This is a genomic window from Prescottella equi, from assembly GCF_020171745.1.
GTDB classification, from domain to species: Bacteria; Actinomycetota; Actinomycetes; order Mycobacteriales; family Mycobacteriaceae; genus Prescottella; species Prescottella equi_A.
This window is the reverse complement of record NZ_JAIVAH010000029.1, coordinates 80,003-102,323: the sequence shown is the minus strand read 5'-3', so window position 1 is coordinate 102,323 and position 22,321 is coordinate 80,003. Positions and strand designations below refer to the sequence as shown.

The following is a 22,321-nucleotide window of genomic DNA, read 5'->3' as shown; positions in this document are numbered from 1 at the left end:
GGCTAAACGCGCTCGTTGGCCCCGCCGAGTCGGTCCAGAACGGACTCCGCCTCGTGCACGATCCGGTCGATCAGCTCGGCACAGCTCGGGACGTCGTCGATCAGCCCCACCACCTGACCGGTGGCCATCACGCCGATGTCGGCGTTTCCGTCGACCAGCGCGGAGCGGTACAGCATCGGCGCGTTCGCGGCCATGACGACCTGCCGCCAGCCGAGTTCGTGACTCTTCTTCATCTCGAGGCCCTCGCGGATCATGTCCTTCCACGGGGTGCCCGACAACCGCTGGAACGCAACCGCATTGCGCACCGCGCGCAGCACGCGCTGTGGTCCGCGGGTGGACTCGAGCTGGTCGATCGTGCCGGCCCGCAGTACCCGCTGCGGAACCCCGTCGATCTCGAGCGTCACGACGGTGTCGTTCACCGACTTCGACAGGTAGACGTCCTTGACCGCCTGGGCCACCGGGGAATCGCTGGTCAGCATGAACCGGGTGCCCATCGCGATGCCGTCGGCACCGTATGCGAGGGCCGAGACCAGGCCGCGGCCGTCGAAGTAGCCGCCCGCGGCGATCACCGGGATGTCCACCGCGTCGACCACCTGCGGCAGCAGCAGGCTGGTCGGGACGGCGCCGGTGTGGCCGCCGCCCTCGCCGCCCTGCACGACGACGGCGTCGACGCCCCATTCGGCGACCTTCTCCGCGTGCCGGCGCGCACCGATCGACGGCACCACCACGAGGCCGGCGTCCTTGAGCTTCGCGATCAGGTCCCGCTTGGGGGCCAGCGCGAACGACGCCACCTTGACCCCGGATCGGATCAGCAGATCGAGTCGCTTGTCGATGTCCTCCTGATTGGCGCGCAGGTTGACGCCGAACGGGGCGTCGGTCCGGTCCTTGACGTAGTGGATCGCCTGCTCGAGTTCGTCGTAGCTCAGCATGCCGCCGGCGATGATCCCGAGGCCACCCGCCGCGGCCGTGGCCGCGGTGAGCTTGGCGTCGGAGACGTAGCCCATGCCGGTCTGCACGATCGGGTACTTCACGCCGAACAGGTCGCACACCCGGGTGTGCAGCGCGTTGCGGTTCGATTCGACGGTGGTCACGCGGGAACCTCCTTGTCGCGCAGGTTGCGGGGGTCGATGACGGTGCGGATCAGGTTCAGTTCCTCCGCGCTCGGGGTGCGGGTCTGCGACACCGAGTCCGGGATCACCAGCTCGAACCCGGTGGCCGCGACGACGTCGTCGACGGTGACCCCCGGATGCACGGAGACCAGGCGCAGCCGCCCGGTGTCCGGCGTGAAGTCGAGGACCGCCAGATCCGTGACGACACGGCGCAATTCGTGGTACCGGGTGGCCGCCGGACCCGCCTTGCGCGCGTTGTCGTTGCCGACGCCGGACACCATGTCGACCTTGGGCACGAACACCCGGGTGCTGTGCTTGGGCACCCAGTAGCTGGTCGGGTGGTAGACGGTGTTGCCCGGCGCACCGCGGACACCGAGCAGCTGCACGCTCGGCCGCTCGTGGTCCCCGATCGCGGAGATGTTGCAGTTGCCGTACGTGTCGAGCTGGGTCGGGATCATCATGATGTGGCGCTTGCCGTTCCACACCAGATCGAAGATCTGGTTGAAGGGCAGCCACGCCTCGACCTCGCCGTCGGCGGGGCCTCCGACCGCCCACGTCCCGCGCACCGCGGCGGCCTCGCCGTCCGACACCACCAGGTCGGGTTCGAACGTGTGCCGTGCCAACCGGACGCCGATCGCCGGGATGGTCCCGAACGCACTGGCGATCACCTCGCCGTTACCGCGGTACGCCTCGGCGCACGCCACCGCACACACTTCCGCCCGCGTCGCTGCACTCATGCCGAAGCCTCCTCACGCTCGCCGCGCACCGCGCGCTGGTACTCCGCCTCCGGGACCGCCAGGTAGCGGTCCACGAACGCCTGCCACTTCTCCGGGTCCTTGGCCGCCGTGACGTACTCCCGCTGGAACGCCTCGTCGCGGTCGTAGTCCGGCACACACGACGTGAAGTGCGCGCCGCCGGGCGCGGCCACCACGCCGGACACCAGCAGGCGGGGGATCCGGATCGTCGACGGATGCGCGTCGGCGGTGAGTTCGGCGGTCGGCACGATGCGTTCGCACGAGACGTACACCTGCTCGGCCGCCATGCAGAACAGGTCGTCGAAGTACAGGTCCGGGCCCAGGTATTGCGCGTTGCCGTGCACGTCGGCTCGGTTCATGTGCACCAGCGCCGCGTCGAGCGGGATCGCCGGCATCGCGACGAGGGTCTCGTCGCCGTAGGGGTCTGTGACCGTGCGCAATTCGGGGTTGACACGCATGACGTCCGATCCGAGCCCCGCCCGCGTCGGCAGGTACGGCAGCCTGATTCCGGCGGCGTACAGGCCCCACTGCAGCATGCCCTCGTCGTACTCGGCGACCTCGATGCGTCCGCCCTGTCGCGCGGCGCGGAAGTGCGGGTCCAGCGGGATCGAGTCCAACGACACGAACCCGAAGATCACCTTGCGCACCTTGCCCGCCGCGCACAGCAGACCCACGTCCGGTCCGCCGTACGAGACGACGGTGAGATCGTCGATGTCCGAGCGCAGGATCTCGCGCACGAGCGACATGGGCTTGCGCCGCGATCCCCACCCGCCGATACCGATGGTCATACCGGACCGCAGCCGGCTGACCACCTCTTTCTCCGTCATCCTCTTGTCCGACAATTCGATCCATCCTTCGTCTGCGTCCCGACCGCGCGACTTCGTCCCTTCGGGTCCGCGCGTATCAAACATTTGCTACATATCGCCGCAGGATCACGGCACGTACTTCCGCATCCACTCCAGTCCTCGAGCCATTGCGCCCTCGGCTCCCTCCGCGTCGATCGCCGGACCGAGCAGTTCGAGATCGACCAGCCCGGCGTAGCCGAGCGCGCCCACCTCGGACACCATCCGATCGAGGGGAATGCTGCCTTCCCCCGGCACCCGACGGCTCGGCACCGACGTCGCGTCCACGTGGCGATCCCCGATCTGGAAGATCCGAATGGCGTCCAGGTTGTCACCGATCGTTTGCATCAGACCCCGCTCCTGCCAGGCCGAACACAGGTCCACCATGAGCCCGACGCCCAGCCGCCGTCCCAGTTCGGCGATATCCGAGACACTGTGGGTGAAGCTCATCGCCGACCGGATCGACATCGTGTTCTCCAGCGCGAGACCAACGCCCCGTTCCTGCGCGTATCCGACCAGTGGACCGAACCGGTCCACCGCCGCGTCCGCGGCCTCCTCCCAGGTGAGGCGGCCGGAACCGCCCGAGGTGAAACACACGGTGGGGGCACCGATCTTTCCCGCGGCGTCGATCGCCCGCGCGAGCGAGGACAGCACGCGCCCCCATCCGTCGCCGTCGTGCATCGCGCGACAACCGCCGGCGATGAACTCGGGCCGTAGCCCGGACGACCGGATCAGCTCGACCGACTCGTCCCAGCCCTGACTCGACATCGTCGCCGCCAACAGCCCGAAGCGGTCCGCGCCGATGCGGTGCAGCATCGCCAGCGATTCCCCGAGCGGACGCTCGGCCGTGGCCGCCAGGCAGACGCTGAGGGCGGACCGGCGGTCCACAGCCGTGTTCGAGTGAGAGTGTTGCACGAATCCTCCTGTCGCAGTGCAGGTGACGATGCCGAGATCGTGGTGCAAACGGAATGTAGCAAATGTTTGATGCGCCGTATAGTCTCCATCTCGTACCGGCGATTCGCACACGCCGAGCGCCGGCCCTGCCCCTACCGGAAAGGCAGCCGATGACCAGCACCACCGACACCGGGATCCGCGACGACGCGCTCTCCCGGTGGTTCACCGACCACGTCGACGACGCGACGGGACCGCTCCGTTTCGAGCGCATCGCCGGCGGCCGGTCCAACCTGACCTACCTGGTACAGGGCGCAGACGACGCCCGGTGGGTCCTGCGACGGCCGCCGCTGGGAATGGCGCACTCGCGCGCCCACGACGTGCTCCGCGAAGCCGAGGTGCTCGATCGCCTGCGCAGCAGCCCGGTGCCGACACCGGTGGTCGTCGGCGCCTGTGACGACGACGCCGTCACAGGCGCACCGTTCTTCGTCATGAACCACATCGACGGCGTCGTGCTCCGCGATCCCGATACCGTGACGGCCACGGTGCCCGTCGAGCGCCGCCCGGCCGTCGCCGCCGAACTGGTGCGCGCTCTGGCCGCCCTGCACGCCGTCGATCCGCGCGATGTCGGTTGGGGTGGCCTCGCCGACCGGGACGACTACCTCGCCCGGCAGCTGCGGCGCTGGTCCACGAACTGGGCCCAGGATCGCGTCCGTGTCCTCGACGACATCGGCCGCACCCACGACCGACTGCTCGAACGCCTGCCGCGGCAGGGCTCCGCGCGGATCGTCCACGGCGACTTCCGGCTCGACAACTGCTTGTTCGCACCCGACGGCACGATCGGCGGGATCCTCGACTGGGAACTCACCACCGTCGGCGACCCGCTCGCCGACCTCGGCCAGCTGCTCGCGTACTGGGCGCAGCCCGACGACGAGGTGTGCGCGCTCGAGAACCCGCCCACCCGCGTGCCGGGGTTTCCCACGCGCGACGACCTGGTGGAGCAGTACCTCGCCGCGGTACGGCCGGACACGGTGCCCGACATCGACTTCTACATCGCCTACAACTGGTGGAAGATCGCGTGCATCGTCGAGGGTGTCTACACCCGCACGCTGCGCGGTGCGATGGGCGCGAGCGACCGCACACCGGAATCCTTCGGCGCCCAGGCCCAGCGGCTCGCGGCCCAGGCCTGGCGGTACGCGAGCCGCCTCTGATCAGACCTCCGATCCGTCCTGAAACCACGGAGCATTCATGACATACGAACGGTGCGGCACGCTGACCGGAACGGCCCTCTCCTGGGGGTGTGTTCCCGAGCTCGACCTGATCGGGCTTGCGGAAGCCGCAGCACGCCACGGATTCCCCGAGATCGCGGTACAACCCGGCCAGTTCTTCCGCGCACGGGCCGACCCCGACTGGCGACGGAAGCTGGAGGCCACCGGCGTTCGCATCGGCGTCGTCGACGCGCTGATGGGCTACCTGCCGGGCGCACCGGACCCCGCCCGGGTACCGGCACCGCTGCGAGAGAGTTACTCACGGAGCGCGGAGGAGTGCCTGGAGGCAGCCGTCGAACTGGGAGCCCGCACCCTCAACGTAGCGCACTTCCTCGGCCGAACCGACGTGGCTGTCGACGACATGGCAACGGCAGCAGACGAACTGGGTGCGCCGGCAAGGAAGAGCAACGTCCGCATCGGCCTGGAGTTCATCCCGGGCACCGGTCTCCCGGACCTGGACACGGCACTGCGGGTGGTCGAGAGCGTGGACTCGCCGTCGGTGGGGATTCTGTTCGACACGTGGCACCACATCCGCTCGGGCGGCACACCCGACGAGGTGACCGCGGCCGCGGCCGCGCGGGTGATCGAGGTGCAGATCAGCGGCTGGCGTCCGCCGCCCGCCACCGAGACCTACGTACCGATGACGGGTCGGCTGGTGCCCGGGGAGGGCACCGCGGCCGTCGGGGAGATGGTGCGCCGCCTGCGCGCGACCTCGCCGGACCTGGTGCTGAGTGTCGAGGTGTTCACCGCCGAGCGCGGCAACCCGGACGCCCGCGTGGCGCGCCTCGCCGCCGCGACGCGCGCCTTCCTGGCCGACCTGGACATCGCGCCCACCAAGGTCGTCAACGGCCAGTTCGGCAACCCCGGTGCCTGACCGAGGCAGACCCGCGCACGGGTAGCAAATGTTTGCTGCCGATAGAGTCGACATGGACAACACGACTGCCCGGGTCGCCGGGCTGTTTCGATTTCGGAGGTAGACATGGAGTGGTCCGAGCGCCACACCTTGATCATGGAGCAGGCCGCCACCCTGTTCGCCACCAAGGGCATCGCCGGCACCAAGGTGCGCGACATCGCCGACGGCGTGGGCATCCTCTCCGGCAGTCTGTACCACTACTTCCCGTCCAAGGACGCGATAGCCGAACTGATCGTCACCCAGTATCTCGACGCCCTCGTCGACGAGTACAAGGCGATCCTCGAATCGTCGAGCGATCCACGGGGGCGCCTCGACGACCTCGTCAAGGCGTCGTTCCGGGTCAGTCAGGCGCATCCCCACGCGTCGGAGATCTACCAGAACAACGGCACCTATCTGCGCAAACTCAAGTCGCACCGTAAGATTCGCGACGCCGCGCGAACCACGAAGGACGCCTGGATGGCGGTGATCGAATCCGGCATCGCGTCGGGCGAGTTCCGCTCGGATCTGCCGGCCGAGGTGCTGTACGGCCTCATCCGCGACGCCGTCTGGTTGTCGTTGCGCTGGTTCTCGCCCACCGCCGAGTTCGGCATGGACCAGCTGGCCGACTCGGTGGTGTCCGTCTTCCTGGAAGGCATCGAGGCCCGGTCCTGATCCGCGCCCCCACTACCCTGGAGGCATGTCGGCACCTTCGCGCCCCACGTTCGGGCAGTACGTGGGCTACCAGTTCGGACGCACGCTGCCGGACTCGCTGCAGGACTGGGTCCGCCGGGACCTGGTGGGCCCGGGCGCATCGGTGCGGTACCTGATCCGGTTCACAGTTCCGGTGCTGCCGATCCTCGCGCTGTTCCTGCTCATCCCCGGCCCGATCTGGATTCCGCTCGCGATGATGGCGCTGCTGTTCATTCCCCTCGTGTACTTCGCGATCGCGTTGATGCAGGTATACCGGCGGCATCGGCTGCACAGTCACGGACTCGATCCGGACCTGGTGGCCGAGAAGGCGCAACGCCGCGCCGACCGGGTGCGCGACGACTACGAACGTCGGCACGGACGCGCCTGACCGGCACAAGTTACCGGTGAGTCAACTATGGTGAACGGGCGAACCGACGAAGGGAAGAAACCATGAGTGAGCAGGTAGCGACCGCCGATCTGGCCGACGAGATCGGTCCCGACATTCGCAGCTGCGACACCCAGTTCATCCAGTTCGGTGCCCGGGCCGCGTTCTCCGGCCCGATCACCACCATCAAGTGCTTCCAGGACAACCTGCTGGTCAAGCAGACGCTCAGCGAGCCGGGCAACGGCGGCGTACTCGTCGTGGACGGCGACGCGAGCGTGCACACCGCCCTCGTCGGCGACATCATCGCCGGACGCGGCGTCTCCAACGGCTGGGCCGGCGTCATCGTCAACGGCGCGGTCCGGGACTCGGCGATCCTGCGCACGCTCGACATCGGCATCAAGGCGCTCGGCACCAACCCGCGCAAGAGCACCCAGACCGGCTCCGGCGAGAAGAACGTGCCCGTCTCCTTCGGCGGCGTCACCTTCAACCCGGGCGAGACGGTCTACAGCGACGACGACGGCGTCGTCGTCCGCTGAGTCAGATGCGTCGCAGGTGGCCGGCGGTCCAGTCGGCCACCAGCGACAGCACCTTCGCATCCACCGGTTCACGGACCAGCCGCCGATAGGCGCGCAGCGACGCCGGGTCGGCGTCGCGCCGGACGAGATGCGTCAGATCGGGTACCCGGACGGTGTCGACCTCCCCCGGCACGAGGTCGGAGATCGCCTCCAGGTCGTCCGGGTCCACCTGCAGGTCCTTCGCCCCGGTGATCGCGAGGACCGGTGAACGATTCTTCTGCAGCAACGGTTTCGGGTCGAAGTCGAGGAACTCCCGGAACCAACGGGCGTTGACCCGGCGGAGCCCCATCCGGGCGGTGTCCTCCGTCGTCCGATACAGCTTGTCGATTGCCTTGCGTTGCTTCACCTTCACGTCGATTCGCAGGAGTCGCAGAACCGCACGGACCGGCGTGGGCAGACCGTCGACGGCCTTGGCGGACTGCCACAGCAGCACCTCGCGGCCGGTCACGGCCGGACACGCGATCAGCACCACGGCGGCGGGATCGATCTCCCGATCGGCGCCCAGTGCCGCGGCCAGGCAGGCACCCTCGCTGTGCCCGACCACCGCCACCGCGTCCCGCACGAATCCTCCTGTCGTCCTGAGCCATTCGATGGCAGCCGCCGCGTCGGCGAGGTTGTCGGACATCCCGGTCGACAGGTAGTCGCCGCCCGACTTGGGCACCCCCCGCTTGTCGTAGCGCAGAGATGCGATCCCATTGCGCGCCAATGCCTCCGCGAGAGCACGACTCACGCCGATCGGCAGTTTCGCGTGATCGCCGTCGCGGTTCATCTCCCCGGACCCGGTGAGGATCACCGCCACCGGGCCGGCCTCCGCACCCGCCGGAACGGTGAGGGTGCCCGCCAGGGCCGTCTCGTCTCCCGATCGGAACGTCACCTCACGCTCGGACACCCCCGGGCGGCCGGCGGCGAGGACGTCGCGGATCCGGCCGGCAACCTGCGCGGCATCCGGGGTGGTCACGATCAGTTCGTCGAACTCCGCGCCGGCGGCCCGGCCGACGGTGCGCACCCGAACCGCGGGAACCCCGGCGCGCGCGACCACGAACGCGCGCGATCCCCGGCCGCGCCACGTCCCGATGCGCCGACGTCGGGGAACTCCGAGACCGGGTGCCCGCATGCCGCGGGTGTTCGCGAACGCGTCGGCGACGACGTCGACGTCCCGAATCTGCTCGACGGGGATCGCGACATCACCGCGGAGTCCGGCGATCCTCTCGAAACGAGACAATCGCAGCACCAATCGGTCGCCCTGCACGCTCAGCTCGCCCACGGCAGCACCTCCCAGCACCGAGTATCCCGTGCGCGCACGGATCCGCACAGGATCCGGCGAGACCCGTCAGAAGCCGCGCCCCGGATTGAGGATGCCGGTGGGGTCGAAGACCGATTTGATGCCCGCCATGAGTTCGCGCTCGGTCGCGCCGACCATCGACTCCAGGTACGGCGCCTTGAGCACGCCCACACCGTGCTCGCCGGTGATCGATCCACCCAGTTCGAGACACGCGGCGACGAGGTCGTCGAAGGCCGACCGCGCGCGGGCCGTCATGGCGGCGTCGGACGCGTCGAACACGATGGTGGGGTGCAGGTTTCCGTCGGCGGCATGCCCGAACGTGCCGATGAGCACGTCGTGCCGGGCCGCCGTCTCCTCGATCGCGGTCAGCATGCGTGGAAGGTGCGGGACCGGGACGGCGAGGTCGTCGAGCAGGGTGCTGCCCCGGTGCTCGAGGGCGGTGAGCGCGACACGGCGGGCCTGCATGAACTCCTCGCCCTCGACCGGATCGGCGGTGTCGTAGACCTCGGTGGCACCGGCCGCCGTGCACGCCGCCGCACAACGGGCGGCCTCCGCGCTCGCGTCGCCCCCGTCGCACTGCACCAGCAGCAAGGCGCCCGCCGAGTCGTCGAGGCCCATCCTGGTCAGATCGTTGACGGCGGCGATGGTGGTGCGGTCCATCAGCTCGAGCAGGCACGGATCGGCCACCTGCCGGATCGCCAGCACGGCGTCGATCGCCTGGGCGGTGGTCGGGAAACTCGCAACCACCGTCGATGCCGCCGACGGCTGCGCCCGCAATCGCACCGTCGCCTCCACGATCACCGCGAGCGTGCCCTCGGAGCCGACGAGCACCTGCGTGAGGTTGAGGCCGGCGACGTTCTTGCGGGTCTCGGCGCCGGTGTGGATGACCCGGCCGTCCGGGAGGACCGCCTTGATGCGCGCGACGTGGTCGGCGGTGACGCCGTACTTGGCGCAGCACGTGCCGCCGGCGTTGGTGGCGAGGTTGCCGCCGATCGACGAGATGGCGCGGCTTCCCGGATCCGGGACGTACCAGAGGCCACGCTCGGCGACGGCCGCGGCGAGGTCGCCGTTGATGACGCCCGGCTGCACGGTCGCGGTGCGGGCGGCCGCGTCGATGCGCAGGATCTCGTTCATCCGCTCGAGGCTCAGCACGATGCACCCGTCGATCGCGTTCGCGCCGCCGGCCAGGCCGGTGCCGGCGCCACGGGTGACCACGGGGGTGCCGTGGCGGTGCGCGATCTGCAGCGTCGCGACGACGTCGTCGGTGCTGCGCGCCCGGACGAGGGCCGACGGTTCGCCGTCGGGTGTGAGCAGAGACTGGTCGCGGCGGTACGCGAGCATCCGGTCGGGGTCGGTGACGACCGCGGAGCCGAGTCGGGCGGTCAGGTCGACCGCAGCGGAAGAGGTGACTTCGAGGGTCATGGAGAACCGTCCATCCGAGAGCAAGACTCCTTGATTGTCAGACAAGTATTCATGCGAGTCAAGATCTGTAGACGGACAGGTGTGCACGGCCGACGGCCCGTGGGAGGATCGACCGGAATCGAGCGAGCGGAGGATCCGGTGGGCAGAGTCGAGGCGTTGTCGATCGTCGACGCACTGGCCGCCGAACTGCGGCGACGCGTGTTCGCCGGCGACCTGACGCACGCCACCGCCCTGACCGAGGCCGAGATCGCTCGCACCTACGAGGTCGCCCGCCCCACCGCGAAGGCCGCGATCGAGAAGCTCGTCGGCGAGGGTCTGCTGCAGCGCAGCGCACACAAGACCGCGCGGGTGCTGCACCTGAGCCCGGACGACGTGCGCGACATCTACCGCACCCGGGCCGGCCTCGAATCGCAGGTGCTGCGGGAACTCGCCCGCAACCGCCTGGTTCCCCCGGACGCGGTGGCTGCGAACACCGAGATCGCCGCGCTCACCGACGGCGCTCCGCTGTCCGTCGTCGAACCCGACATGCGGTTCCACACCTCACTCGTCGACACGGTCGGCAGCCCCCGCACGAGCCGGATCTTCCGGACGCTGGTCGCCGAGGTGCGCCTGTGCATGGTCCAGGTGCAGGGCAAACACCTGCTGACCACGTCCAGTATCGTCGCCGAGCACCAGCAGATCCTCGACGCCCTCGCCGCCGGCGACGGCGACGGCGCGGTCGCGGTGCTGACGGACCACTTGGGCCGCGCGCGGGAGCGTCTGGCCGCGGTCCTCGGCGGCGAGTCCGGTCCGGAGGCCGCCCTGCCCGAACCGGAGTAGCAACCCGGCTACGCTGGGGTTATGTACCCGCCGGGAACGAGGTACGTCGAGCGTGACGGGCACGCGCTGGCGTATCAGGTGGTGGGCGAGGGCGGCACCAACGGCACGGACGTGGTCCTGTTCCTCGAGATCGGCCTGCATCCCGATCTCATGTGGACCGATCCCCACATCCACTACGTCTTCGAGCAGGCCGCGCGGTTCTGCCGATTGGTCTACTTCCAGCGCCGCGGCTTCGGCCTGTCCGACCCGGTCGATCACGTCCCCACCCTCGAGCAGCAGGCCGACGACGTCCTCGCGATCATGGACGCGGCCGGGATGCGCCGCGCCACCCTGGTCGGCATCGGCAGCACCTGCGGTGCCCTGGCCCTCATCGCGGCGCGCGACCCGGATCGCGTCACCGGTCTGGTGTTCCAGCAGCCGTTCGTCGAGGGCGCGCTCCGCGAGGGCGTGGACCTGCCGCGGGGCTGGACCGTGGCGGCACGGGACCGCTTCGTCGACGGGTGGCGGGCCGTCTACGACGACTGGGGGTCCGGCAAGGTCATCGCGATGTGGGATCCGACCCAGGACTCGTCGTTCAACCGGCGGCTCATGGCGCTGCTCGAGCGCTGCTCGGCGACCCCGGCCACCGCCCGCGCACATCTCGAATGGTTGTTCCGGATCGACTATTTCGACACGCTCGCGTCCATTCAGTGCCCCACTCGGATACTGCATTCCGCGCGTAGCGCGGTCCCGCTGGAGACGTCGCGCCAGGTCGCAGCGGCCATCCCGCACGGCACCCTGCACGTGCTGCCCCCGCTGCCGCCCGGCACGTCGATGGGCGAGGCCTGGATCCCCGTCCTCGACCACATCCACGAGGTGGCGACCGGCACCCGACGCCCGTTCGACGCCGACCGCTATCTCGCCACGGTGCTGTTCACCGACCTCGTCGGATCCACCGAGACGCTCGCGCGGATCGGCGACGGCCGGTACCGCGGCCTGCGCGACACGCACGAACGCCAGGTGCGCAACGAGGTCGAGGGGGCTGGCGGGCGCCTGGTGAACGTCGCCGGTGACGGCACGTTGAGCGTGTTCGAAGGCCCGGCCGCCGCGGTCCGCGTTGCCCGCACGGTGTGCCGCCAGGCGGCCGAACTGGGTGTCGGCGTGCGGGCGGGCGTGCACACCGGCGAGATCGAGGGCACCGGGATCGAGATGACCGGGATGACGGTGCACGTCGGCGCACGCATCGGGGCGGCCGCCGGGTGCGGCGAGGTGATGGTGTCGCGGACGGTGCGCGATCTCGTCGTCGGCTCCGGGCTCTCCTTCGTCGACCGCGGCGAGCACGACCTCAAGGGCGTCCCCGGGCACTGGCGGTTGTACGCGCTCGCCGACACCGTCGACGACCCCCGCACACTCGACCGAAACCCGCTGAGCCTGAAGGCGATCGATCACCTGATCCTGCGCACCGCCCGGCGCGCGCCCCAGGTACTGCGGGCCGCGGGGCGGCTCGCCGTCGCGCACCAGCACCGTCGGGCGCGCTGACCCCGCGTCACGACACCGTCACTGTGCGCGAGTGCCATCCGCTGGCGCCGTCCGGAATCGGCGCCGCCCGCTCCTCGGTCTGGGTGTTGCCGTCGAGATCGGTGGCGCGCACCTGCAGGCTGTGCACGCCGGTGGGCGCGTCCCACTGCCACGTCCACTGCCGCCACGTGTCGATCGAGTACTCGGGCGCCAACGTCGCGGCCCGCCACTCGCCGCCATCGACGCGGATCTCGACCTTCGCGATGCCGCGATGCTGCGCCCACGCGGTGCCGGCGACGATCGTGGCACCGGCCGCGATCTTCCCGAACGCGGCGGGCACGTCGATCCGGGACGCGGTCTTGATCGGCGCCTGCGCCGCCCAGCCGCGCCGCGTCCAGTACGCCTCCGCACGGTCGAACCGGGTGAGTTCCCAGTCGACCACCCATTTCGTGGCGGAGACGAACCCGTACAGCCCGGGCACCACCTGCCGGACCGGGTAGCCGTGCTCGAACGGCAGCGGTTCGCCGTTCATCGCGACCGCGAGGATCGCGTCGCGGCCGTCGCGCAGGATCTCGACGGGAGTGCCGACGGTGAAGCCGTCGGAACTGGTGGACAGCAACATGTCGGCGTCGGGCGCCACGCCCACCTCGTCGAGCAGTTCCTTGATCCGGTATCCGATCCAGGTGGCATTGCCGGCGAGGTTGCCGCCGACCTCGTTGGATACGCACGTCAGCGTGATCGTCCGTTCGATCGGCGTCCGCGCGATCAGGTCGTCCCAGCTCAACGTGATCTCGCGGTCCACCATGCCGTGGATCCGCAGGGTCCAGTCGTCGGTCGTGAGCATCGGCACCTGCAGCGCGGTGTCGATCCGGTAGAAGTCGCCGGTCCCGGTGACGAACGGTGTCGCCCCGGGAACAGCGATGTCGGTGCCGGCCGCGACGGCCGGGGCGCGGCCGGCGGAAGGCACCGTGGGCAGTGCGAGACCGTTGCGGTTGCGGACCGCGCCGGCGATCGTGTCGGCGAGGTAGCGTCCGGCGGCCCCTGCCGCGGCCGCAACCGCGGCGGCCGTGACCGCCAGCACCAGGAATTGCCGCCGCGGCATCCCCGACGCCTCCTGGCCGGTGGCCGCGGGCGACCGCAGGCGACCGGTGAGCACCCGTAGCGTGACGATGCCGGCGGCGACCCCGACGACCGTCGGCAGCGCGTACAGCGCCGTCGCACCGGGCCGGTTCACGGCCGCGTAGACCCCGACCACGCCGAGCGCCAGCAGGATCGCGCTGCCGTAGGGCCGCCGCGATTGCTCGACGATGCCGGCCACCGCCGACAGCACCACGATCAGCACGGTCATGCCGAGGAACAGCGCCGGCTTGTCGTTGGTGCCGAACGTCGTGATCGCGAACTCCCGCGCCCAGGCCGGGCTGCGGTCGACGGTGGTGGACCCGACCGCGAAGAACGGCGACGACGCGGGGCCGATCGGCACCGACACCAACTCGCCGATCCCGAGTACGACGGCGGCCGCGAGAACCCCCGACAGTGCCCGCACCGGCAGTCGGCGCCGTGGCGTCCCGGTCGCATCCTCGCGAGCCGTCATGTCGTCCCCGCTTCCTTCCGACTACGTCCGAGTATTCGGCGCCGGAGGGGACCTTGGATGGGGTCCGGCTGGGTTCGCGCGGATTACTTCGCGCGGATTACTAGGACACGGGTGCGCTCACCCGCGCCGCCATGCCACCGATCTCGACGACGTCGCCGTCCCGCAACTGCCGTCCGCGCCGGATCTCCACCTCGCCGTTGACGCTGACGAGTCCGTCGGCGACGACGACCTTCGCCTCCGCACCCGACTCGATGAGATTGGCCAGCTTGAGGAATTGACCCAGGCGGATCGATTCGTCACGGATCGGGACCTCGTGGGCAGCGTCAGACATGCCTCCATCTTCCTCCTTCACCCCAAACGGCCCTTCGACGCCTCACACTGGACTCGGAGAGACGACAGTCACTGGAAGGACGTCGATGGCCACGAGCACCGGTAGCCCTGTGGAGACCACGGAGAAGCGGGACCACCACCCCGCCCGTTTCACTCCGAAACGCGGACGGCTGTCCGAGGTTCCGCACATCGCGGGCCTGGTCCTCGGTGTCTTCTCGGTGCTGGTGTTCCTGTGGAGCCTGTCGCCCGCACTGCGGTACCTGGTGCACACGCCGCGCCTGTACATCGAGAACTACTACTTCGACGCCCCCGACACGAGCCTCGCGTGGGCACTGGTGCTCGGTCTGGTCGCGGCCGCACTCGCGAGTCGCAAACGGATCGCGTGGTGGCTGCTGACGATCTACCTGGTGCTGTTCGCGGTCGTCAACGCGTTCGAGGCGGTGATCGACAAGAACGTCAACGCCGCCGTCGCCTTCGTGGTCCACCTGGTCCTGGTCGGCGTTCTCATCGCGGCCCGCAAGGAGTTCTACACGCGGGTCCGCCGGGGCGCGGGCTGGAAGGCGTTGGGCGTCCTCGTGTCCGGCCTGGTGGTCGGCACGCTGCTGGGCTGGGCGCTGGTGGAACTGTTCCCGGGGACGCTGCCGTCGGATCAGCGCTTCTTCTGGGCCCTCAACCGCGTGACCGCGCTCGTCGTGGTCGAGAACGAACAGTTCGACGGCCATCCGCATGCCTTCGTCAACACCCTGCTCGGCCTGTTCGGTGCGCTCGCGCTGCTGGCCGCGGTGATCACGCTGTTCCGGGCGCAGCGCGCGTCGAACGCGTTGACCGGAGACGACGAATCCGCACTGCGCGGCCTGCTCGACAGCTTCGGGGCCGACGACTCCCTCGGCTACTTCGCCACCCGCCGCGACAAGGCCGTCGTGTTCGCGCCGAGCGGCAAGGCCGCCGTCACGTACCGCGTGGAGATCGGCGTGTGCCTCGCGAGCGGCGACCCGATCGGCAACCCGGAGGCGTGGCCGCACGCGATCGACGCGTGGCTCGACCTGTGTTCGAAGTACGGGTGGGCGCCCGCGGTGATGGGGGCGAGCGAGGCCGGCGCCACCGCCTACAAGCGGGCCGGTCTGTCGGTGCTGCAGCTCGGTGACGAGGCGATCCTCGAGACCCGCGACTTCAACCTCAACGGCCGCGAGATGCGGCAGGTCCGTCAGGCCGTGCATCGGGTCCGCAGGCAGCACGTCGACGTCCGGATCCGACGCCACCGCGACATCCCGCCCGCCGAGATGGCCGACGTCGTCGCGCGCGCCGACGCGTGGCGCGACACCGAGACCGAGCGCGGCTTCTCGATGGCGCTCGGTCGGCTCGGCGATCCCCTCGACGGCGACTGCCTGCTGGTGGAAGCGCTCGGCGAGGACGGCGAGGTGCTGGGCATGCTGTCGCTCGTGCCGTGGGGACCCAACGGGGCGTCGCTGGACCTGATGCGCCGGAACCCGGACGCCCCCAACGGCGTCGTCGAACTGATGGTCACCGAACTCGCGACCCGCTCCGACGAGTTCGGCGTTGTCCGGGTCTCGCTGAACTTCGCGGTGTTCCGCTCGACGTTCGAGGAGGGCGCGCGCATCGGCGCCGGCCCGATCCTGCGGGTGTGGCGCTCGATGCTGCTGTTCTTCTCCCGATGGTGGCAGCTCGAGGCGCTGTACCGCTCGAACGTGAAGTACCAGCCCGATTGGGCGCCGCGGTACCTGTGTTTCGACGACAACCGGCAGCTGCCGCGCGTGGGCATCGCGTCGGCCGTCGCCGAGGGCTTCCTGACACTGCCCACCTTCGGCCATCGGGCAAAGGCACCCACCCACACCGGCAAGCACGCCGCGGTGCCGGAGGCGCTTGCCGTCTCCGGTGTCCTGCACGCCGACGGCAGTGCCCCGGACGCGGGCCCCGCCCCGGACGCCGCACCCGTGACCACGCCGGAGGCGGTGGGACCGCGTCGGCCCGAACAGGTGCGGGTACGGATGGACAAGCTCGCCCGGCTGGCCGACGAGGGCATCGACCCGTACCCCGTCGCGTACCCGCCCACGCACACCGTCGCCGCGGCGGCGTCGTCCCCCGAGGGCACCCGCGTGCGAATCGCGGGACGGCTGTTGCGGATCCGCACGTACGGCGGTGTCGCGTTCGCGGTGCTGCGGGACTGGTCCGGCGACATCCAGGTGCTCATCGAGCGCACCACCGTCGGCGACCGGCTCGACGAGTTCTCCACCGACTTCGACCTGGGCGACCTCATGGAGGTGAGCGGCACCATCGGCCGCAGCCGCAAGGGCGAACTGTCGCTGCTGGCGACGGAGTGGCGGATGAACGGCAAGTGCCTGCACCCGCTGCCCGACAAGTGGAAGGGCCTGACCGACGCCGAGACCCGGGTGCGGCAGCGCTACGTCGACCTCGCGATCAACCCCGAGTCGCGGCGCCTGCTGGCCGCACGGACGGCGATCGTGAAGTCGTTGCGCGACACCCTGTCCGGACGCGACTACCTCGAGGTGGAGACGCCGATCCTGCAGCGGATCCACGGCGGCGCCAACGCGGCCCCGTTCGTCACCCACATCAACGCCTACGATCTGGACCTGTACCTGCGGATCGCACCGGAACTGTTCCTCAAGCGGCTGTGCGTGGCCGGCATGGAGAAGGTCTTCGAGATCGGAAGGGTGTTCCGCAACGAGGGCGTCGACTTCAAGCACAATCCGGAGTTCACGATCCTCGAGGCGTACGAGGCGCACAGCGACTACGAACGCATGATGGTGTTGTGCCGCGAGCTGATCCAGGCCGCCGCCGTCGCCGCGCACGGCAGCCAGACGATCATGCGTCCCGGCCCGGACGGCGAACTGGTCGCCGTCGACATCTCCGGCGAGTGGCCGGTGAAGACGATGCACGGCGCGGTCGCCGAGAAGCTGGGCGTGGACGTCACCCCGGAGACACCGCTCGAGGTGCTGCAGAAACTGTGCGACGAGAACGAGATCGAGTATCAGAAGAGCTGGGACGCAGGCGCCGTCGCGCAGGAGATGTACGAGCACCTGGTGGAGGGGCAGACCGAGTTCCCCACCTTCTACACCAACTTCCCGACGTCGATGTCGCCGTTGACCCGCCCGCACCCGACGATTCCGGGCGTGGCCGCGAAGTGGGACCTGGTGGCGTGGGGCGTCGAACTCGGCACCGCCTACAGCGAACTCACCGATCCGATCGATCAGCGCCAACGGCTCACCGAACAGTCGCTGCTCGCGGCCGGCGGCGACGCCGAGGCGATGGAACTCGACGAGGACTTCCTGCAGGCCCTCGAGCACGCGATGCCCCCCACCGGCGGTCTCGGCATGGGCGTCGACCGCATCGTCATGCTCATCACCGGCGGCAGCATCCGGGAGTCGCTCGCGTTCCCGTTCGCCAAGCCGCGCAACTGAGGTCGCCGTGTCACTGACTTTGCGCAGGTACACGATCGCAGCCTTGCTCATCGCGGGTGCGGTGCTGTACTCGTCGTGGGTGCTCGCGTTCTTCCTGAACTCGGGCGAGGGCCCGTTCGAGGGGTTCGCGAGCCAGCTCGCGGCGACCGACCAGCGGTACGGAATCCTCTACCGCAGCGGCGATCTACTGACCGGGATCGTGCTCACGGTCGCGGCGGTGCTGGGCCTGACGATCACCCCGCGGCGCTTCCTCACCACCGTCGGCTGGCTCGCACTGGGCGTCTTCGCGGTCGGCACCATCGCCGATTCCCGGCTGCCGCTGCGGTGTTCGAAGCCCGCCTGCGAGGCGGAGCAGGTGCCGCTGACCCACCAGTGGCACGCCCTGACGAGCACGGTATCGGTGACGGCCGCGGTGGTGTCGGCGGTCGCGTTCATCATCGCGATCTTCGTCTACCGCGCGCCGCGGGCGATGTGGTGGTCCGGGCTCGCCGTCGTCGTACTGTTCCTCGTCGGCACCCTGTGGATGCTCGTCGGCGTCGACGATCCGTCGGGCAGCCACAGCTGGCTCGGCTTCGCGCAGCGCGTCGAACTGCTGTCGATGAGCGGATGGATGGTGCTCGTCGCCGCCACGCTGCTCAGCGACCGCGCGTGGCGGGACGTGCACGGGGTGGACGGAGTGGAGCCTGCGTCCACCGCCTCCCCGGGTTCCACGTGAAACGCGTTTTGCGCACTTATCGCGGGATTCCGGGGCTCCGGAGCGCGATAAGTGCGCAAAACGCGGGGGTGGGGCGGGAGCTCGGGATCAGGGGACGGGGATGTCGACCGGGACGTTGACGAAGCTCGGTGACGCCGGGTCGAGCACCAGGTGCTGCGGCGCCAACCGGCTCTCGTTGAGCAGCGGACGCAGCAGCATGCCCTTCGGGAAGTTGCTCGCCGCCACCGACACCCGCAGGCGATGGCCCGGCTGCAGCAGCGCATCCGTCGCAGTGAGCCCGACGTCGAGCGTGGTGGGCAGGCCGGGCACGATCGGCTGCCGCGCCGCGAGGGTGAGCGTGTAGAACGGGTCCGTGAGGTCGCCGTTCGCGGAGCGCTCGCTGCGGGCCTCGTCGATGCCGCGCAGCGACGACGTGAGCTGACCCGACGTCAGGACCGTCGAGGTGCCGTCCGGGGCAACGTCGTTGAGTGTCGCAGTCCAGTAGCCGTCGGTGGTGTCGAGGACGGTGTTCAGGTGCACGTTCACCGGCCCCGAGATCTGCGTGGGCACCGAGACCGGGGCGCTCGTGAATGTGAGCGCGTCACGCTCCGCGATCCGGTTGTCCTTGGCGCAACCGTCGATCACCGCGAGGATACCCGCCAGTTCCTGCGCGGCGTCGCGCGAGCACATACTCGAAAGCCCCGGCGCCACCGTCAATGTCGTCGTGCCGGCCGGGGCCGACGCGAGCAGAGAGCCGTCGTGCACGGACGTCGCGGTGGTGCCACTCGGCTGAGCCGCCAGGTACATCCGCCGGTGCTCGACGCCCGACCGCGGGAACTGATCCGTGGTGGTCCAGCCGTTGCCCTGCTGGTACGAGGTGACCGGGCCGTACGTCTCGATGCCGTTGTCGATGTCCTTGAGCCACCGGTCGAACCACGCCCGCTGCAGGACGTCGAGCCGCGGCGGGTATCCCGGATCGCCGAAGCCGCTGCCCGGGTTGAGGTGGTAGGTGTCGCCCATGATGAGCTGCTTCTTCCCGGGTGCCAGCGGGATCGCGTTGTACAGCCTGGGTTCGGAGTTGGTGAAGATGTCGTGCCAGCCGCCGTAGAGCATGGTCGGCGCCACAACGTTCTCCGCATGCGGCAGCCACGCCTGTCGCAGCGTGCTGTCCGGCTCGAGCAGCGTCCGCAGCTCCGGTGGGATCGAGTCGACGTCCGGGATGGTGATCGCCTGGACGAGGTACTGGAAGAAGGTCGCCGGATCGGCGAGCCGGTCGCGCAGCCACGTCTGGTCGAGGTTGCCCTGCATCAACGCCTGGACGTCGGGAATCAGCTTGAGCCCGTTGACCGCCGCCAGCCAGAACGGCAGGAAGCCGACGCCCGCACCGCCGCCCGGCGCCACGACGTCCCGAACGAGATCGCCGCCTGGTTCGATCGGCACGATCGCCTGCAGCGCAGCGGGACGCTTCGACGCCGCCTGGATCTGGTTGATCGCGGAATACGACACCCCGCTCATGCCGATCCGACCGTTCGACCACGCCTGCTGCGCGGCCCACTCGATCGTTTCGATGGTGTCCTGCTGCTCGCGCTCCTGGAACACCTGCCAGATGCCCTGCGAGAAGCCGGTGCCCCGCACGTCGACGACCACCTGCGTGTAACCGCTCCGGATCAGCTCACGGTCGACGGTGAACGTGCGCAGACCGCCGCCGGACAGGGCCCGCGTCAGATCGGTGATGCCGCTCAACGAGGTTCCCGAGAAATTGAGGTCGCCGGCGAAGTCCAGGACCGCGTCGCTGATCCCCGGAACCGAGACCGCCGCCTCGGCCAGCGCCGACACGAGTTTCGTGTACGGCGTCATGCTCACGATCGTCGGGAGCGGGGTGTCGACGGGCCGCCCGTCCGCGTCGGCGGGCCGATACACGTTGGCCTTCAGGATCACCCCGTCGCTCATTCGGATCGGGACGTCCCACGCGATGTCCATGCCGGGATACGTCCCCGGGCCGTCCGCGGTGGCCGTCCACTGCGCGCCGAGCTCTCCCGCGTCCGGGGTAGCGCTCGCCGGCACCACCGCTCCGACGGCAGCGATCGCCGCGACCGCGACCGTCGCCACCGTCCTCGAGATCCACCGCATCCGAGCCCCTCCCCCACGCTCCCGTCGACACGACGCCCCCGCGTCGGGAAACCTCAATACTTCCGGCCCGTCTCGCGTTTCGCGCACTTATCGCGAGATTCCGGGGCCCGGGAGCGCGACAAGTGCGCAAAACGCGAGGGTGAGGGGCGAGGATAGGTCAGGCGACGGGGCGCAGCGGGTGGATGCCGGGGGCCGCGGCGAGGTGGGCGCCGAACGCGCCGGCGGCCTCACGCATGTGATCCGACTTCATGTGCGTGTCGAGTGCGTGCTGGTCCTTCCAGACCTCGACGACGACGAACGTGCCGGGCGCCGAGGTGGACTCGAACAGGTCGTAGGACACGCAACCGTCCTCCTTGCGACTCTCCTCCGCCAGCGCGGTGAGGGCGGCGCGAACGGTGTTCTCGGAGCCGGCCTTGGCCGGAATTGTCGCAACGACATGCAGATTCGACATCGGATCCCTATTCTGTGAGCGCCGCCACAGTATGCGGCTTCTCGACGGTACCCTGGTCAGGGCCGTAAACCCCGCAGATACGCCTGCGCCCGTTCGGAATTCCAGCCGAACACTTCGCGAAGGCCGGTGGCCATCGTGTCGAGGTACGCCGCCGACGGCGCGGTCCGCACGACGTCGCCTCGACCCACGGCCGCCGTGAAGGTCCGCATCGGGGCACCGGCGCGCCACCCGAGGTCGAGGACGCGGTCGTAGCACGGCGGTTCCTGCGCGTGGATATCGTCGAACTGCTCGGCCGTCACCAGATACGCGCACGCGGCGGTGTCGCCGGGCAGGTCCGGATCGTAGAACGCCCGTCCGCCGCCCCACACCAGCGACTCGCCCGCGAAGTAGACGGTGCCCGGCAACCGGATCGCGGTCCGGCCGACCGGCGGGTTCGGGTCCCGCGCGCCGGCGTACGTGCGGCCACCCCCGGCCGGACAGCCACCCCGCAGGTAGCAGTCGAGGCGGGCCCGCGACATGTTCGATCCGTAGCTCACGTACCAGATCTGCACGATTTCGACGCTACGCCGGGATTCATCGGATACAGTTTTGTATCGAATGGGATCCGACGCGGAAAGCGGGGAGTGACCAGTGCAGACGGCCGAGACGCCACGACCGAAGCGGGTCACGAAACGGCGCGCCGAGACGCGACAGCGCCTGCTCGACGCCGCCGGCGCGGTGTTCGCCGACGAGGGCTTCGGCCGCTCCACCGTAGAGCAGGTGTGTGAGCGCGCCGGGTACACCCGCGGCGCGTTCTACTCGAACTTCACCTCACTCGACGAGTTGTTTCTCGCGATGTGGGAGCAGCGCTCGGCCACCATGCTCGACGGCATCCGCTCCGCCCTCGCCGACCGCCCGGCGACGCTCACCCTCGAATCCGCGGTCGAACGCGTCCTGGCCGCGATTCCCGTCGACGACGCGTGGTACCGGATCACCGCCGAGTTCACCGCGCACGCGCTGCGCAATCCCGCCCTCAAGCGCGTCATGGCGGCCCGGGAGGACGCGATCCTCGCGACGATCCTGCCGATCGTCGAGGACGCCCTCGCCGCGGCGGGACGACGCGTCACCGACCGAGGGGCCCTGGGGCGCGCGCTGGTCGCGATCCACGACGGCACCGCCGTGCAGGTGCTGATGGAACCCGAGAACGAGGCGGTCCGACAGGCGCGTCAGCGTCTGTTCGTCACCGTCGTGAGCAGTTACAGCAGCGGTACCTAACGGACAG

General features: G+C 69.8%; 21 protein-coding genes. 10 read left to right on the top strand and 11 right to left on the bottom strand.

The window, feature by feature from the left end:
* Positions 1 to 2: 2 nt before the first annotated feature.
* From LCL87_RS23520 to LCL87_RS23505, 4 genes are all read right to left on the bottom strand, one after another.
* Positions 3 to 1,091 (bottom strand): nitronate monooxygenase, encoded by a 1,089-nt coding sequence (locus LCL87_RS23520; RefSeq protein WP_225023864.1) that lies wholly within the window; start codon positions 1,089 to 1,091, stop codon positions 3 to 5.
* On the bottom strand, positions 1,088 to 1,846 hold the full coding sequence (locus LCL87_RS23515; RefSeq protein WP_225023863.1) for a CoA-transferase: 759 nt from the start codon (positions 1,844 to 1,846) through the stop codon (positions 1,088 to 1,090). Before LCL87_RS23515 ends, LCL87_RS23520 begins: the two co-directional genes overlap by 4 nt.
* Positions 1,843 to 2,706, bottom strand: a complete 864-nt coding sequence (locus LCL87_RS23510) for a CoA-transferase (protein ID WP_225023862.1) — start codon at positions 2,704 to 2,706, stop codon at positions 1,843 to 1,845. Before LCL87_RS23510 ends, LCL87_RS23515 begins: the two co-directional genes overlap by 4 nt.
* 90 nt (positions 2,707 to 2,796) lie before the next feature.
* Positions 2,797 to 3,621 (bottom strand): sugar phosphate isomerase/epimerase family protein, encoded by an 825-nt coding sequence (locus tag LCL87_RS23505; protein ID WP_225023861.1) that lies wholly within the window; start codon positions 3,619 to 3,621, stop codon positions 2,797 to 2,799.
* Between the two features lie 149 nt (positions 3,622 to 3,770).
* Here LCL87_RS23505 and LCL87_RS23500 point away from each other — a divergent pair, with 149 nt between their 5' ends.
* From LCL87_RS23500 to rraA, 5 genes are all read left to right on the top strand, one after another.
* A complete protein-coding gene (locus LCL87_RS23500) occupies positions 3,771 to 4,808 on the top strand; it encodes a phosphotransferase family protein (protein WP_225023860.1) in 1,038 nt (345 codons plus the stop codon).
* Positions 4,809 to 4,845: 37 nt separating this feature from the next.
* Positions 4,846 to 5,739 carry a sugar phosphate isomerase/epimerase family protein gene (locus LCL87_RS23495; RefSeq protein ID WP_225023859.1) on the top strand — a complete coding sequence of 298 codons (894 nt, stop codon included), beginning with the start codon at positions 4,846 to 4,848 and terminating at the stop codon, positions 5,737 to 5,739.
* Positions 5,740 to 5,844: 105 nt separating this feature from the next.
* Positions 5,845 to 6,429 (top strand): TetR/AcrR family transcriptional regulator, encoded by a 585-nt coding sequence (locus LCL87_RS23490; protein WP_225023858.1) that lies wholly within the window; start codon positions 5,845 to 5,847, stop codon positions 6,427 to 6,429.
* 25 nt (positions 6,430 to 6,454) lie between these two features.
* Positions 6,455 to 6,835: a DUF5313 family protein gene (locus tag LCL87_RS23485; protein WP_225023857.1), complete on the top strand. Its 381-nt coding sequence runs from the start codon at positions 6,455 to 6,457 to the stop codon at positions 6,833 to 6,835.
* Between the two features lie 62 nt (positions 6,836 to 6,897).
* Positions 6,898 to 7,368 (top strand): ribonuclease E activity regulator RraA, encoded by a 471-nt coding sequence (rraA, locus tag LCL87_RS23480; RefSeq protein ID WP_114720402.1) that lies wholly within the window; start codon positions 6,898 to 6,900, stop codon positions 7,366 to 7,368.
* A gap of 1 nt (position 7,369) precedes the next feature.
* Here rraA and LCL87_RS23475 read toward each other — a convergent pair whose 3' ends face one another.
* Positions 7,370 to 8,671: an alpha/beta fold hydrolase gene (locus LCL87_RS23475; protein ID WP_225023856.1), complete on the bottom strand. Its 1,302-nt coding sequence runs from the start codon at positions 8,669 to 8,671 to the stop codon at positions 7,370 to 7,372.
* 66 nt (positions 8,672 to 8,737) lie between these two features.
* Positions 8,738 to 10,111 carry an FAD-linked oxidase C-terminal domain-containing protein gene (locus tag LCL87_RS23470; protein ID WP_225023855.1) on the bottom strand — a complete coding sequence of 458 codons (1,374 nt, stop codon included), beginning with the start codon at positions 10,109 to 10,111 and terminating at the stop codon, positions 8,738 to 8,740.
* Between the two features lie 138 nt (positions 10,112 to 10,249).
* Here LCL87_RS23470 and LCL87_RS23465 point away from each other — a divergent pair, with 138 nt between their 5' ends.
* Together LCL87_RS23465 and LCL87_RS23460 are read left to right on the top strand one after the other, a co-directional pair.
* The gene (locus LCL87_RS23465; protein WP_225023854.1) at positions 10,250 to 10,930 is read left to right on the top strand and encodes a GntR family transcriptional regulator; all 681 of its coding nucleotides are present in this window, start codon (positions 10,250 to 10,252) and stop codon (positions 10,928 to 10,930) included.
* A 21-nt stretch (positions 10,931 to 10,951) separates the two neighbouring features.
* Positions 10,952 to 12,448, top strand: a complete 1,497-nt coding sequence (locus tag LCL87_RS23460) for an adenylate/guanylate cyclase domain-containing protein (RefSeq protein ID WP_225023853.1) — start codon at positions 10,952 to 10,954, stop codon at positions 12,446 to 12,448.
* A 7-nt stretch (positions 12,449 to 12,455) separates the two neighbouring features.
* On the opposite strand, the gene LCL87_RS23455 is transcribed toward LCL87_RS23460, so the two are convergent.
* Together LCL87_RS23455 and LCL87_RS23450 are read right to left on the bottom strand one after the other, a co-directional pair.
* The gene (locus LCL87_RS23455; protein ID WP_225023852.1) at positions 12,456 to 14,018 is read right to left on the bottom strand and encodes a molybdopterin-dependent oxidoreductase; all 1,563 of its coding nucleotides are present in this window, start codon (positions 14,016 to 14,018) and stop codon (positions 12,456 to 12,458) included.
* Positions 14,019 to 14,118: 100 nt separating this feature from the next.
* Positions 14,119 to 14,349 carry an RNA-binding S4 domain-containing protein gene (locus LCL87_RS23450; protein ID WP_225023851.1) on the bottom strand — a complete coding sequence of 77 codons (231 nt, stop codon included), beginning with the start codon at positions 14,347 to 14,349 and terminating at the stop codon, positions 14,119 to 14,121.
* 85 nt (positions 14,350 to 14,434) lie between these two features.
* On the opposite strand from LCL87_RS23450, the gene lysX reads away from it, so the two are divergent.
* Together lysX and LCL87_RS23440 are read left to right on the top strand one after the other, a co-directional pair.
* Positions 14,435 to 17,785: a bifunctional lysylphosphatidylglycerol synthetase/lysine--tRNA ligase LysX gene (lysX, locus tag LCL87_RS23445; protein ID WP_225023850.1), complete on the top strand. Its 3,351-nt coding sequence runs from the start codon at positions 14,435 to 14,437 to the stop codon at positions 17,783 to 17,785.
* 43 nt (positions 17,786 to 17,828) lie between these two features.
* A complete protein-coding gene (locus LCL87_RS23440; RefSeq protein ID WP_225023849.1) occupies positions 17,829 to 18,500 on the top strand; it encodes a DUF998 domain-containing protein in 672 nt (223 codons plus the stop codon).
* A gap of 87 nt (positions 18,501 to 18,587) precedes the next feature.
* Here the strand turns inward: LCL87_RS23440 and LCL87_RS23435 are convergent, their stop codons facing one another.
* The 3 genes from LCL87_RS23435 to LCL87_RS23425 form a co-directional block, all read right to left on the bottom strand.
* Positions 18,588 to 20,609, bottom strand: coding sequence for a CocE/NonD family hydrolase (locus LCL87_RS23435; protein ID WP_225023848.1), 2,022 nt, complete (start codon positions 20,607 to 20,609; stop codon positions 18,588 to 18,590).
* Between the two features lie 157 nt (positions 20,610 to 20,766).
* Positions 20,767 to 21,060: a putative quinol monooxygenase gene (locus tag LCL87_RS23430; protein ID WP_225023847.1), complete on the bottom strand. Its 294-nt coding sequence runs from the start codon at positions 21,058 to 21,060 to the stop codon at positions 20,767 to 20,769.
* A 56-nt stretch (positions 21,061 to 21,116) separates the two neighbouring features.
* On the bottom strand, positions 21,117 to 21,611 hold the full coding sequence (locus LCL87_RS23425) for a hypothetical protein (protein WP_225023846.1): 495 nt from the start codon (positions 21,609 to 21,611) through the stop codon (positions 21,117 to 21,119).
* Between the two features lie 79 nt (positions 21,612 to 21,690).
* Here LCL87_RS23425 and LCL87_RS23420 point away from each other — a divergent pair, with 79 nt between their 5' ends.
* Positions 21,691 to 22,314 carry a TetR family transcriptional regulator gene (locus LCL87_RS23420; RefSeq protein WP_225023845.1) on the top strand — a complete coding sequence of 208 codons (624 nt, stop codon included), beginning with the start codon at positions 21,691 to 21,693 and terminating at the stop codon, positions 22,312 to 22,314.
* Positions 22,315 to 22,321: the final 7 nt, after the last annotated feature.